Origin of the sequence: Sulfuriferula plumbiphila (assembly GCF_009938015.1) — a bacterium.
Taxonomy (GTDB): Bacteria; Pseudomonadota; Gammaproteobacteria; order Burkholderiales; family Sulfuriferulaceae; genus Sulfuriferula; species Sulfuriferula plumbiphila.
On sequence record NZ_AP021884.1, the window covers coordinates 2,045,784 to 2,058,100 of the forward strand.

At 60.4% G+C, this 12,317-nt stretch carries 14 protein-coding genes; 7 read left to right on the top strand and 7 right to left on the bottom strand.

Annotation, left to right across the window (positions count from 1 at the left end; translation table 11 throughout):
* The first annotated feature begins 263 nt into the window (after window positions 1–263).
* Entirely contained in the window at window positions 264–884 is a 621-nt protein-coding gene (locus GZH91_RS10625; RefSeq protein WP_147074826.1) for a DUF6088 family protein, read from the top strand.
* Window positions 877–1,881, top strand: coding sequence for a nucleotidyl transferase AbiEii/AbiGii toxin family protein (locus tag GZH91_RS10630; protein WP_147074827.1), 1,005 nt, complete (start codon window positions 877–879; stop codon window positions 1,879–1,881). Before GZH91_RS10625 ends, GZH91_RS10630 begins: the two co-directional genes overlap by 8 nt.
* Here the strand turns inward: GZH91_RS10630 and GZH91_RS10635 are convergent.
* From GZH91_RS10635 to GZH91_RS10645, 3 genes are read right to left on the bottom strand one after another with little or no spacing between them, the layout of a single operon-like run.
* Window positions 1,875–2,327: a LacI family transcriptional regulator gene (locus GZH91_RS10635; protein WP_147074828.1), complete on the bottom strand. Its 453-nt coding sequence runs from the start codon at window positions 2,325–2,327 to the stop codon at window positions 1,875–1,877. The two genes, GZH91_RS10630 and GZH91_RS10635, sit on opposite strands and share 7 nt — an antisense overlap.
* Window positions 2,324–3,679, bottom strand: coding sequence for a recombinase family protein (locus GZH91_RS10640; protein ID WP_147074829.1), 1,356 nt, complete (start codon window positions 3,677–3,679; stop codon window positions 2,324–2,326). The genes GZH91_RS10635 and GZH91_RS10640 overlap by 4 nt, the downstream gene beginning before the upstream one ends.
* On the bottom strand, window positions 3,676–4,182 hold the full coding sequence (locus GZH91_RS10645) for a DUF2924 domain-containing protein (protein WP_147074830.1): 507 nt from the start codon (window positions 4,180–4,182) through the stop codon (window positions 3,676–3,678). The genes GZH91_RS10640 and GZH91_RS10645 overlap by 4 nt, the downstream gene beginning before the upstream one ends.
* Window positions 4,183–4,359: 177 nt before the next feature.
* Between GZH91_RS10645 and GZH91_RS10650 the strand changes: the two genes are divergently transcribed.
* From GZH91_RS10650 to GZH91_RS10665, 4 genes are all read left to right on the top strand, one after another.
* Window positions 4,360–4,821, top strand: a complete 462-nt coding sequence (locus GZH91_RS10650; protein WP_371860387.1) for a tyrosine-type recombinase/integrase — start codon at window positions 4,360–4,362, stop codon at window positions 4,819–4,821.
* Window positions 4,822–5,035: 214 nt separating this feature from the next.
* The gene (istA, locus tag GZH91_RS10655) at window positions 5,036–6,559 is read left to right on the top strand and encodes an IS21 family transposase (protein WP_147074832.1); all 1,524 of its coding nucleotides are present in this window, start codon (window positions 5,036–5,038) and stop codon (window positions 6,557–6,559) included.
* A gap of 11 nt (window positions 6,560–6,570) precedes the next feature.
* Complete coding sequence (gene istB, locus GZH91_RS10660; protein WP_147074833.1) at window positions 6,571–7,338, top strand: IS21-like element helper ATPase IstB; 768 nt, start codon at window positions 6,571–6,573, stop codon at window positions 7,336–7,338.
* Between the two features lie 264 nt (window positions 7,339–7,602).
* Window positions 7,603–7,740: a hypothetical protein gene (locus tag GZH91_RS10665; RefSeq protein ID WP_161984246.1), complete on the top strand. Its 138-nt coding sequence runs from the start codon at window positions 7,603–7,605 to the stop codon at window positions 7,738–7,740.
* Between the two features lie 106 nt (window positions 7,741–7,846).
* On the opposite strand, the gene GZH91_RS10670 is transcribed toward GZH91_RS10665, so the two are convergent.
* The 3 genes from GZH91_RS10670 to chrA all read right to left on the bottom strand — a co-directional run bounded on the left by GZH91_RS10670 (window position 7,847) and on the right by chrA (window position 11,084).
* Window positions 7,847–9,334 carry a multicopper oxidase family protein gene (locus tag GZH91_RS10670; protein ID WP_147074834.1) on the bottom strand — a complete coding sequence of 496 codons (1,488 nt, stop codon included), beginning with the start codon at window positions 9,332–9,334 and terminating at the stop codon, window positions 7,847–7,849.
* Between the two features lie 106 nt (window positions 9,335–9,440).
* The gene (locus GZH91_RS10675) at window positions 9,441–9,857 is read right to left on the bottom strand and encodes a PadR family transcriptional regulator (RefSeq protein ID WP_147074835.1); all 417 of its coding nucleotides are present in this window, start codon (window positions 9,855–9,857) and stop codon (window positions 9,441–9,443) included.
* Between the two features lie 9 nt (window positions 9,858–9,866).
* Window positions 9,867–11,084 (bottom strand): chromate efflux transporter, encoded by a 1,218-nt coding sequence (chrA, locus tag GZH91_RS10680; protein ID WP_147074836.1) that lies wholly within the window; start codon window positions 11,082–11,084, stop codon window positions 9,867–9,869.
* A gap of 212 nt (window positions 11,085–11,296) precedes the next feature.
* Between chrA and GZH91_RS10685 the strand changes: the two genes are divergently transcribed.
* Window positions 11,297–12,094 (top strand): sulfurtransferase, encoded by a 798-nt coding sequence (locus GZH91_RS10685; protein ID WP_147074837.1) that lies wholly within the window; start codon window positions 11,297–11,299, stop codon window positions 12,092–12,094.
* A 20-nt stretch (window positions 12,095–12,114) separates the two neighbouring features.
* Here the strand turns inward: GZH91_RS10685 and GZH91_RS10690 are convergent, their stop codons facing one another.
* Window positions 12,115–12,309, bottom strand: coding sequence for a helix-turn-helix transcriptional regulator (locus tag GZH91_RS10690; protein WP_147074838.1), 195 nt, complete (start codon window positions 12,307–12,309; stop codon window positions 12,115–12,117).
* Between the last annotated feature and the right edge of the window lie 8 nt (window positions 12,310–12,317).

Consider the following 12,317-nt stretch of genomic DNA (forward strand, 5'->3'; position numbering starts at 1 on the left):
AGCCTGCGGACTGCACCGGTCAGCCTTCCAGCCCGTTCCGGGCCACATTCCACTCTCTCCTGGCCATTCCTCGCTCCGACCTCGCTCCCTGGAACTGGCCCGAAGTCCGCAAAGGCCGCAATTCAGACCTATACAGATCAAAGAGTTACGCGCGGACTAATCAAGTGGTTGGATTGCGGCATTGGCTACCGGAGGGGACACACGCTTGCCCCAGCGAGCTATTGCACTTGCAGTTTGTCAGAAACTCGCATATATTTTCGTACATGAACACGACGACCAAGACTGCCGAGCTGATTCGCGAGCGCATCGAGGCGATGCCGATCGGGGAGCCTTTCACCCCGACAGCATTCCTGGAGTGCGGCACGCGTGCGTCCGTCGATCAGACCCTCTCCCGCCTCGTCAAGGCAGGGTTGATCGAGCGCGTGACGCGCGGTGTCTTTGTGCGTCCCGAGGTCAGCCGTTTCGTCGGCAAGGTTAGCCCCTCGCCGCTGAAGGTGGCCGAGACCGTCGCCAAGACCACGGGTGCCGTCGTCCAGGTTCACGGTGCCGAAGCGGCGCGTCGGCTCGAACTAACCACGCAGGTTCCGACCCAGTCGGTATTCGTGACATCCGGCCCGTCGAAGCGCATCCGCGTGGGGAAGATGGAGATCCGTCTGCAGCACGTCTGTCAGCGCAAGTTGGCCCTGGCAGGTCGACCCGCCGGGCTCGCGCTTGCGGCGATGTGGTATCTCGGCAAGAAGGAAGTGACGCCGGCCCTCGTCGAGAAGATTCGGCGCAAGCTGGGATCGAGCGAGTTCGAGGTGCTGAAGTCAGCCACCAGCTCGATGCCTGCGTGGATGAGCGACGCCATCTTCCGAAACGAGCGGATGGCCGCTCATGCCTGAGTCCTTCCTGCACCTGAAGCCTCAAGAGCAGTCCCAGATCTATCGGGCACTGGCTCCGCAGCTTGCCCGCACGCCCGTCGTACTGGAAAAAGATGTCTGGGTCTGCTGGGTGCTGCAGACCCTGTTCACCATGCCCGACCGACTGCCGATGGCCTTCAAGGGCGGCACATCACTCTCCAAGGTGTTCGGCGCCATTGCGCGCTTCTCCGAGGACGTGGACATCACGCTCGACTACCGTGGCTTAGACGGCTCCTTCGACCCGTTTGCCGAAGGCGTCTCACGCAATCGGCTGAAGAAATTCAGCGAGGATCTCAAGTCCTTCGTGCGCGGCCATGCCCACGGTGTCGTGGCGCCGCACTTTCAGAAGATGCTGGCGGACGAGTTCGATGCCGATGCATTCCAGCTTGAAGTCAGCGATGACGGCGAGCAGATGCGGGTGCACTACCCGAGCGTGCTGGAGGCACCAGGAGACTATGTGGGCAACAGTGTCCTGATCGAGTTCGGTGGCCGTAACATCACCGAGCCGAATGAGGAGCGTGAGGTGCGACCCGACATCGCGGAACATGTCGCTGAACTCGATTTCCCTCGCTCGACGGTCAGTGTGCTGTCTCCGACACGTACCTTCTGGGAAAAGGCGACGCTGATACACGTCGAGTGTCAGCGCGACGAGTTCCGCACAGGCGCCGAACGTCTGTCACGCCACTGGTACGACCTGGCCATGCTGGCCGATCTTGCCCATGGGCAAGCCGCTGTGGCCGATCGCGCTCTGCTCGCGGATGTTGTCAAGCACAAGAAGGTCTTCTACAACGCGAGCTACGCCAACTACGACGCATGCCTGTCCGGGCAGCTCAGACTAATTCCGGAAGATGCTGCACTGGCCGCGCTGCGCGATGACTTCCAGCGCATGATCGGTGCCGGCATGTTCATCGGCGAGCCTCCCGCCTTCGATGCCATCGTCGATCGCCTGCGCGCGCTGGAAACAACAATCAATCAGTGACCTCCCGCTGGCGTTGAGTCGGCAATCCTCGCCCGCTGCTCATCCCACAAGGCTGGCGGATCAACCGCCAGATCAAACAGCGTGATGTGGTTCGGCAGTGCGTCGTCCAGGATGGCGGCCACGATGTCGGGGGCTAGCGTGGTCAGGTTGACCATACGGCTGACGTAGCTGTTGTCGATGCCTTCCCGTGTGGCGATCTCCTTCAAGGACTTCGCTTCTCCTGATTCCAGCATCGCCAACCAGCGGTGGCCCCTGGCCAACGCCAGCTGGATGGAGGTCGGCGCCATGTCCCACGGTCTGACCGGCGCGGTTTCTCCGTTCGGCAAGGTGACCAGCTTGCGGCCGCTACGGCGCTTGATCTGGATCGGTACAGACAGGGTCAGCCTGCCGTCGCTGGTCTGCAGGATGTCCGGCTCGCCGGTTTTCTGGATGCGGATGTCGCTCATGCCAGGGCCTCCTCAGTTTGCTCGACCGGCTCGGGACGCAGTTCCAGCACCAGGCGTTCGATGCCGTTGGTGCGCAGGCGCACTTCGAGGTCGTTGGGTGACACGATGACTTTCTCGACCAGCAATTTCACGATCCGGGTCTGCTCCGCCGGGAATAGCTGATCCCAAATCGCATCAAGCCGGGTCATGGCCACGGTGATCTTGGCCTCGTCCAGCGTCGGGTCGAGCTTGATCGCCTGTGGCAGCATGTTGCCGAGCAGATTCGGGGCATGCAAAATCGCGCGTAGTTGATCGAGTACCGCCGACTCCAGTTCTGCGGCGGGCAGTCGCGGCAGCCCCGAGGCACCCGCGTGTTCCTTGGCGTCGCGCTGGGGCACGTAGTAACGGTAGCGCCGGCCATTCTTCTTGGTGGTGTGCCACGGCGACAGTGCGCGGCCATCGTTGCCGAACACGATGCCCTTGAGCAGATAGGGAACCTTGGCCCGCGTCTTGTTGCCCCGCACCCGGCCATTCGTCTCCAGGATCGCGTGGACGCTGTCCCACAGTTCGCGGCTGACGATCGGCGGGTGTTCGGCCTGGTACCACTGGTCCTTGTGCCGCAACTCGCCAAGGTAGGTCCGGTTGCTCAGGAGCTTGTAAATGTGGCCCTTGTCGATCGGCCTGCCATCGCGGGTCTTGCCGTCTTGTGTGGTCCACGCCTTCGACGTCACGCCATCCAGTTTCAGCTCCTTGACCAGTGCGGTGCTGGAACCGAGTTCAACGAAGCGCTGGAAGATGTGCCGGATCAGCTTGGACTCACGCTCGTTGGGCACCAACCGCCGGTTCTCGACGTCGTAGCCCAGCGGCGGCACGCCACCCATCCACATACCCTTGCGCTTGCTGGCCGCGATCTTGTCTCTGATGCGCTCACCGGTGACCTCGCGCTCAAACTGCGCAAAGGACAGCAGGATGTTCAACATCAACCTGCCCATCGAGGTCGTCGTGTTGAACTGCTGGGTGACCGACACGAACGACACGCCATAGCGCTCGAACACTTCGACCATCTTGGAGAAGTCCGCCAGGCTGCGCGTCAGGCGGTCGATCTTGTAGATGACGACCACGTCGATCTTGCCGGCTTCGATGTCCGCCATCATTCGCTGGAGCGCCGGGCGTTCCATGTTGCCGCCGGAAAAAGCTGGATCGTCGTAATCGTCGGCGACCGGTATCCAGCCTTCGGCGCGCTGGCTGGCGATGTAGGCATGGCCGGCGTCGCGCTGGGCATCGATGGAGTTGTATTCCTGGTCCAGCCCTTCATCGGTGGATTTGCGCGTGTAGACCGCACAGCGCATGCGGCGCTTCAAGACTTCGCTCATCGTCCACCTCTCTTCTTGGTGGACGGCTTGGCCTTGGCGTTGGACGGCGGCTTGAGCCCGAAGAACAGCGGCCCCGACCAGCGCATGCCGGTGATTTCGCGGGCGATCATCGATAGGCTCGGGTACATGCGTCCCTGGAAGTCATACTGGCCGTCGGCGGTTGCGATCACGCGGTATTCGACGCCTTTGTATTCCCGGACCAGCACCGTGCCTGCCGCCGGACGGTAATCGCGGTCACGCTTTTTCACCTTGCCTGTTTCCACCAGAGATGCGATGCGACGCTGGTTGCGATCCAGCAGGTTGGCGTCGGCCTTGCGGAATTCCAGCTCCTGCAGCCGGTAGGCAATCCGGCGTTCGAGGAACTGGCGGTTGTGGGTGGGAGTGTCGCCACCGACCAGCTTCTGCCAGAGGGCCCGGATCTCTGCCATCGGCATCTCGGGCAGCCTGGCGATCTGCGCCGCCACCGATGGCGGCGTGGAAAATGATGGTGTTTGCGTGCTCATTTCGACTCCGTAGTTGTCTTGTTGACGGGGTCTGTATGAACGCGCTGGTTGCCAGAGAAGCCAAGCTCAAACTCGCTCGCTTCTGCCCTGGTTGCGGACTGTTCTGTGCCGGTGATACGCAAGCGTGCCAGGCCGTTGGCCAGCAACGACGCGATCTCGTGACGACGCTGTTTAGCACTGGGCGTCTATCCTGACGTGACGCTATCTGTTGCGAGAAACAAGCGATATGAGGCACGCAAGCTGCTTTCCAATGATGTAGACCCGGCTATGCTCAAACAGGTGACTAAGCGCGCATCGCGCGTGTCTGCTGAAAACAGTTTTGAAGCAATAGCGAGAGAATGGTATGCAAAATTCTCGGGCGAATGGGTGCCTAGCCATGGCGAAAAAATCATCCGCAGATTAGAACGCGACCTGTTTCCCTGGATCGGTAAACGCCCTATTGCCGAGATCACCGCACCTGAACTGTTAGCCGTCTTACGCCGCATTGAAAACCGAGGCGCGCTAGATACGGCGCACCGTGCGCATCAAAACTGCGGGCAAGTGTTCCGCTATGCAATCGCCACTGGGCGCGCTGAACGCGATCCTAGCCCCGACTTGCGCGGCGCATTGCCGCCAGCTGGGTATTCTGGATCATCGTGACCGCTGATTCCGGGCTATCGTGACCGGTCATTCCGGCGCATCGTGACCGGCGATTCCGGTCTATCGTGACCGATTTTGCAGGGTTTCCGGAATCAGTGGTCACGATAGCGGAATCATCGGTCACGATAGCGGAATGGTGTCGTACCGCATGGAAATGGTGTTACGCATAGAGCAACCGAACGAGTACGCTTCCAGCCTTTTGTCTGGAGACAGCGTGCCCGTATCAAGGATCACCATGCGTAAAATTAAAGACGTATTGCGTTTGAAACTGGACGCCAGGCTGTCGCACCAGCAGATCGCCGCTGCGCTGGGCATATCGAAGGGAGTCGTCACCAAGTATGTCGGTCTGGCCGCCGCCGCAGGCCTGGATTGGGCTGCCGTGCAAGACATTGACGAAACCACGTTGGGGCGGCGCCTGCTGGTTACCCCCGAGCGACCGCGCGATCATGTTCAGCCGGACTACGGCCGTTTGCATCAAGAGCTGCGGCGCAAAGGCATGACATTGATGTTGCTCTGGGAAGAGTACCGAGCCGACCACGCCGACCGGCAGACCTATGCTTACTCGCAGTTCTGCGACAACTACCGGCGCTTCGCCAGGCAACTCAAGCGCTCCATGCGCCAGGTTCACCGTGCCGGCGAGAAGCTGTTCATTGATTTCGCCGGCCCCACCATCGCGCTGACCGACGGCAGTCGCGCGCACATCTTCGTCGCGGCACTGGGCGCTTCCAGCTATACCTTTGCCTGCGCCACGCCGCGCGAGACCATGACCGACTGGCTGAAATCGACAGCGCGCGCGTTAAGCTTCATCGGCGGCATGCCCCAGATGATCGTGCCCGACAACCCGAAGGCGCTGATTGCGGACGCCAACCGTTACGAGCCGCGCAGCAACGATACCGTGCTCGATTTCGCGCGCCACTATGGGACGTCGGTGTTGCCAGCACGACCCTACCACCCGCAGGACAAAGCCAAAGCAGAATCGGCGGTACAGATCGTCGAACGCTGGATCATGGCGCGCCTGCGCCACCAGCAATTTGCCAGCGTAGATGATGTCAATCAGGCCATCGCACCGCTGCTTGCCAGGCTCAACGAGAAGCCATTCCAGAAGCTGCCCGGCAGTCGCGCCAGTGCATTTGCCGAAATCGGCGCACCCGCCTTGGCTCCGTTGCCGCTGCAAGCTTATGAGATGGCACACTTCAAGACGGTCAAGGTTCACATCGACTATCACGTAGAAGTCGAACGACACCGCTACAGCGTGCCGCATTCATTGGTCGGACAAGTACTTGAAGCACGGATCACAGTGGCAGTGGTCGAGATCCTGCATCGCGGTAACCGCGTGGCCAGCCATGCCCGCAGCAGTCTGGCCGGTGGCTTTACCACCACCGCCGCGCACATGCCGGCGGCGCATCGCGCCCAGATGGAATGGTCGCCACAACGGCTGATCCACTGGGGCCAAAGCATTGGCCCTGCCGCCGCCGAAGTGGTGACACGGCTACTGAACAAGTACAAGCATCCCGAACATGGCTACCGCGCCTGCCTTGGGCTGCTGTCGCTGGTCAAGCGTTATGGCAAACCCAGACTGGAGGCGGCCTGTACGCTGGCTTTGCAGATCGGCGTCTGCCAGTACCGCCATGTGCGCGACATCCTGAAGAATAACCGCGACGCAGCCGCGCCGCTCAGCACTGAAGAATGGGTCAGCCCCAACCATGTCCACGTGCGCGGTCCTGGCTACTACCAATAAGGAAAGACAACATGATGATGCATACCACGCTGACGCAATTGCGCAGCCTGAAACTGGATGGCCTGGCGACGGGGCTGGAAGAACAACTGGCACAGCCCGGTATGGCTGCACTCAGCTTCGAAGAACGCGTAGCACTGTTGGTGGACCGGGAAGTCCATGCCCGTAATGACCGCAAACTGGCGCGCCTGCTCAAGAACGCTCGCCTGAAATACGGGCAGGCGGCCATCGAGGATATCGACAGCCGCGCAGGACGCGGTATCGACCGGCGCGAGGTGATGAGCCTGGCTTTGGGCGACTGGGTCAACGCCGGCCACAGCATCCTGATTACAGGACCGACCGGCGCCGGTAAATCCTGGCTGGCCTGCGCATTGGCACAATACGTCTGCCGCCGTGGTTACTCAGCCATCTATCAGCGCGTACCCCGCATGCAGGAAGAACTGCGCATCCGGCACGGCAGCGGCACCTTCGGCAAATGGCTGCTGCAACTGGCCAAGACCGACGTATTGGTTCTCGATGACTGGGGCATGGGCGCTATCGACAGCATGACCCGTTCCGACTTGCTGGAGATCATCGACGACCGTGCCGCCAACAAGGCCACCATCATCACCAGTCAGTTGCCGGTGGAGCACTGGCACGCCTGGATAGGCGATGCCACCATCGCCGACGCCATCCTCGACCGCATCATGCAGCGCAACCACCGCTTCACGCTGACCGGCGAGTCGCTGCGAACAGAACAATCAAAAACAAGCAAAAAGGAGGAAAAAACCACCCCATCGTGACCGCAGGCATTACAATTTAACTGCGTAACACCATGCCATGCGCAAGTGGTCACGATACGCCGGAATCACCGGTCACGTTCACCGGAATACGCAGCCAGCCAAAGAAACACACTACCCGGCGCTCACTGATCCGAAGGCAATAGGCAACCTGTTGCGCGCTATCCAAGGCTACAAAGGCGGCTTTATCAGCCGAAAATCGCCGGCATCACGTGGATGGGATATGACCGGCCAAGGAATCTTGACAGGCACGCTACCGGAGGCATCGTGGCCCTTCCGATCTGGACCGGCTACATGCAGGCAGTGCTAAAAGGCGTGCCGGTGCAAGAGCGCCCGGTCCCGGAAGGCATCATCAAGGCAGGCGACGACGGGAAAATCCGCCGGAAACCGGAGTGTAAGGCATAGGCGTCGACGCGCAACCGGCAAACGCGTCATCCGAAGAAAAGTTGAGCGACGGGGTATAAGGGCGCGTTACTCTGACGCCGTCGGCCAGAAATCACGTCAGCAACAATCAGACGCAGTCGAACAGCGCCATGAAGCCGTAGTCCATATGCAACTGCATGTGGCAATGAAACAGCGTCAGGCCCAACTGATCGGCGGTGAAGTCGACCTCCATCGTCTGGTATCCGCCCAGCATGGCCACGTCCTTGATCACGCCACCGGTCGGCTGGCCGGCAATGCGTGTGATCTCGAAGCTGTGCCGGTGCAAGTGCATCGGATGGATGTCGTCGCTGGCGTTGTGCATGCGCAGGCGATAACGTTTGCCGTGCCGCAGATGAAACATCGGTTTCATCGCCGCCATGTCGAACTGAACACCATTGATGGTCCAGGCGTTGAACCCGCGATCGGCCGCATTCAGCTTGGCAAAAGTCATCTCAATCACGTCGTCGGGCGCCACCGGACGTGCATCAGGCTGCGCGAAGCGCCGGTAGTCCCACGAGAAGGGCCTGGGGCTCACCCACCGGGGTTTGCCGCGATGCCCCGCATACTCGATCACGATACCCATGCCGCGATTGCGATCGTCGTCGGCCAGATCGCCCAGCACCCACACCCCGGGATGCTTCATCTCAACAATTGCCGACACCCGTTCGGCGGTGCCGATCCACAGCACCGGCACCTCGGCCGGGTGCGGCACCGGGTTGCCATCCAGTGCCACGACTTTAAAGTGGTGACCCGGTAGTGCCAGGCTGCGGATTTCTGTGGCGCTGCCATTCAGCACATGGAACAGCACACGCTCGCCGGCCTTCACCCGGACCGGCTCACCGTGGCCGCGCATGCGGCCGTTGATCGCAAAAGATTGATAGCCGACCTCGTAGCCATGTGGCTGGCCCCGGGCCAGCGAGTTTTTCATCGCAGTCTCGCCGCGCTCCTCCAGTGTGCGGTTACGATCGCCGGGGCTTAGAAAGTCCATCGCCATGTCGCCACCCTTGCTGAAGAACGGATCAAATTCCTTGAGGGTCAGGAACACTTCGCGATCGTAGGCACCCGGTTCGCGCTTGGGCTCGATATACACCGGCCCGACCAGGCCGCTGTACTGGCCAAGGGTGAGGTCGTCGGCAGCAGTCAGGTGCGTGTGATAGAAACGAAAGCCTGCTGGACCGGGTGTGAAGGCGATACGGCGCATGCCATGCGCCGGAATATACGGCGTACCTTCCTCGGCGGCGCCATCCACGTCCACAGGCAGGAACTGGCCATGCCAGTGCAGTTGCTCAGGCGTATCGGTATCGTTGTGGATATCGACAACGACCTGCTGGCCTTCCTTGAAGCGCAGCAGCGGTCCCGGGAACTGCCCGTTGAAAACCGTGGTGGGAACGATGTGATCTGGTGCCAGTTCGACCAAGCTTCGGCCCATTCGCAACGTGTAGTCAGCCTTGCCATCGGGAACGGGTTGGGAAGATGTAGCCAGCGTGGATGATGTGGCGTGCACCAGACCTGGAACACTACCGCTGAGAGCGGCCAGGCTCCCTAACTTGAGAAATTCGCGACGATCAATCAGCATGGTGTACTCCTCTTTTTTAGTGGGTGGCGCTTGAATGGGATGGATTAGCGCAACAGGGAAAATCATGCCCGGTTTGGCATTTCCTTAGTCTTGGATCAGGACGATATCAAGACTTACGCTGTCGCTTCCCGCCAGACTTTCCGTTCAATTTTCCTGATTGATGGGAACCCATCTGGACCGGTTGTTGTTGATCGACATGCGCCGAGGTCGTAAACCGAAGCTCATCCTCGAACAGTTCTCTGAACAGCTCCCAAACTTTGGTTTTACCGAGTGCCAGCACCGTCTTTCCTGTGTCGGTAATGACATAGAGCCGTCGCCTCCGGCCGGAAACCAGTTCGGTCTGGGAACTGAGGTATCCGCTTTTCTCTAGACCATGCAGAATCGGATACAAGGTTCCCGCGCTCAATTTGTAACCGTGATGACCCAATTCATCGATGATGCCGAGGCCGAAGATGGGCTCATGGGCCGCATGATGCAGGATGTGCAGTCGTATCAGGCCACTGAGCAGATCGCGTTCACCCATTTTTCTCTCCTAGTGCCATCCCAGTCCTGCCAGCAGGGCGCAAAGTATCACTACCAGCCATGGAGGCGTTTTCCAGAACACCAGCAACAGGAAAGCGCCCGCTGCCAGCGAGAAGTCGGCAGGCGACAGGATGGCGCTCGTCCAAACCGGCTGATAGAAAGCGGCCAGCAGCAGACCGACCACAGCCGCATTCACCCCCAGCATCGCCCGCTGCATGGCTGGATGCCGACGCGCCCCCTCCCACAGCGGCAATGCGCCGATCACGAGCATGAAAGCCGGCAGAAAGATAGCGACGAGCGCTACGGCAGCCCCTAACCAGCCGTGGGGACTCTGTGATGAAACAGCACCGAGATAGGCCGCAAAGGTGAACAAGGGCCCCGGTACGGCTTGCGCCGCACCGTAGCCCGCCAGAAACGCATCATTGGACACCCATCCCGCCGGAACCACTTGGGATTGAAGTACCGGTAACACTACGTGCCCGCCACCAAATACCAGACTTCCGGCGCGGAAGAAGCTATCGAACAAATGAATAGCATAGCTGTCCGTTTGCGCCGCGACCGCCGGCAACAGCAGCAAGAGCACGAAGAACGCCAGCAATACGACTGCACCCGTGCGTTTTCGCAACAGAAGAGGGAACGGGCTATGTGGCAGTTCGCTCGCTGGGGGCGCAAGCCATAGCCAGCCTACCAATCCCCCGAACACGATGACGCCGATCTCTCCCAGTACACCGGGAATCCAGAAGGCCACTACTGCACCGGCGACGGCTATGCTTGCTCTGAGCCGATCCGGACATAAACTCTTCCCCATACTCCACAGAGCCTGGGCCACCACCGCAACGGCGACTACCTTCAACCCATGCAGCCAGGCGCCATCCGTGCCGCTGCCCAGGTTTGTCAGAACAAGACCGAACAACACCAAGGCAATGGCAGACGGCAAGGTGAAACCCAGCCACGAAGCCAACGCTCCCGGCAATCCACCGCGGAACAGTCCCAAGGCAATACCTGCCTGACTACTGGCAGGTCCGGGCAAGAACTGGCATAAAGCCACAAGATCGGCATAAGCGTGATCATTCAGCCACTTTCTACGCTCAACGAACTCGGCGCGGAAATAGCCAAGATGCGCGATCGGCCCGCCAAAGCTGGTGCACCCGAGCTTGAGAAAAATCAAAAAGATGTCGAGTAGTGACGTTCTTTGCTCTGCCTGGGTTGCCTGCGAGTCGAGGACCATTGCTATTTGCGTCTTAAATATCTATTGACGATATCGTAATTCGATATTAAATTTTGTGCAACACGCGCCTCAAGGCGAATCTACGTCATCACACCGGGTGATCATGCTGTCCTGGCCGCAGCCAGCATCAAGGCCAGAGCGCCTTTTCGTGAATTATTCGAGGATGCCTAGACCCGGCATCCCTTCCCCTTCATCTACTTTGGGAGATAGCCATGCAGCCTGACCCCGTGATTGAACCCTCTGACCTCGCGACTATGCGCAGCGCCGTCCTGCTGGACGTGCGCGATTCCGCAGCGTTCAAGCTGGCTCATGCGCCAAGCGCGGTGCGCGTGCCCATCGAGCATTGGGAAGCGGCAGCCAGGGCCGACGAGACATCCCTGGGCAATGTCGCTTATTGGGAAACCGCTATCAACGCGCTCGGTGTTGACAACACCGTCCTGGCGGTTGTCTATGACGACGGGCGCATGACCGAAGCGGCGCGCGTATGGTTTATTTTGCAGTACTTTGGTGCGAAAGCGGTCATTGTGAACGGCGGCTGGCCGGCCATGTTGAACCATGCTGTGGTGCCTACAGGCTCGCCGTTAGCGTCCAAGGCACACAACTTTCAAGCCCAAGCAGGGTCCGGGAAGGTGGGGCTGCTTGATCGTGATGGCCTACGGGCAGAGCTTGGATCAACTACGCGCATTTTCGACGCCCGGTCTGCGGCCGAGTTTGACGGCGGTGACCGACGAAAGAATGCGCGGGGCGGTCATCTTCCCGGTGCTCGTCATCTTGCCCATAGCCAGTTGCTGGACGGCCAGCGGCTTCGGCCGGCGCATGAGCTGCAGCAACTGCTGACCGAGGCCGGTTTTCAAGCCGGCGACCACGTCGTCACGCATTGTGATGGCGGCGGACGAGCCGCGTTGGCCGCCGTCGCCGCAGTTCGCGCAGGTTACACCGGCGTACGAGCCTACTACCTGAGCTTCGCGGATTGGGCTCGCGATGAGAGCTGCCCGATATCGCGGGATTGACCAGAGGATTTTTTCGAGGATCATTGGCCAGCATGCTGTGACGTCGCCAGGCACGACTCCTCGTAGGCCTCGATGTCGACCTGGCGGCAGAGCACGCGGCCGCACAGCTTCAGGAACTTGGGCCCGATCCCCTCGCAGCGCCAGCGTTCGAGGGTGGCCTCGCTGATATTCCAGCGGGTGGCGAGTTGCTTCTGGTTGAGGTGAATGACTGCCATCCTGGTCT

Coding starts and splice junctions, on each gene's coding strand:
- GZH91_RS10625 (WP_147074826.1), top strand. CDS start 264: ATGAACACGACGACCAAGACTGCCGAGCTGATTCGCGAGCGCATCGAG.
- GZH91_RS10630 (WP_147074827.1), top strand. CDS start 877: ATGCCTGAGTCCTTCCTGCACCTGAAGCCTCAAGAGCAGTCCCAGATC.
- GZH91_RS10635 (WP_147074828.1), bottom strand. CDS start 2,327: ATGAGCGACATCCGCATCCAGAAAACCGGCGAGCCGGACATCCTGCAG.
- GZH91_RS10640 (WP_147074829.1), bottom strand. CDS start 3,679: ATGAGCGAAGTCTTGAAGCGCCGCATGCGCTGTGCGGTCTACACGCGC.
- GZH91_RS10645 (WP_147074830.1), bottom strand. CDS start 4,182: ATGAGCACGCAAACACCATCATTTTCCACGCCGCCATCGGTGGCGGCG.
- istB (WP_147074833.1), top strand. CDS start 6,571: ATGATGATGCATACCACGCTGACGCAATTGCGCAGCCTGAAACTGGAT.
- GZH91_RS10670 (WP_147074834.1), bottom strand. CDS start 9,334: ATGCTGATTGATCGTCGCGAATTTCTCAAGTTAGGGAGCCTGGCCGCT.
- GZH91_RS10675 (WP_147074835.1), bottom strand. CDS start 9,857: ATGGGTGAACGCGATCTGCTCAGTGGCCTGATACGACTGCACATCCTG.
- chrA (WP_147074836.1), bottom strand. CDS start 11,084: ATGGTCCTCGACTCGCAGGCAACCCAGGCAGAGCAAAGAACGTCACTA.
- GZH91_RS10685 (WP_147074837.1), top strand. CDS start 11,297: ATGCAGCCTGACCCCGTGATTGAACCCTCTGACCTCGCGACTATGCGC.
- GZH91_RS10690 (WP_147074838.1), bottom strand. CDS start 12,309: ATGGCAGTCATTCACCTCAACCAGAAGCAACTCGCCACCCGCTGGAAT.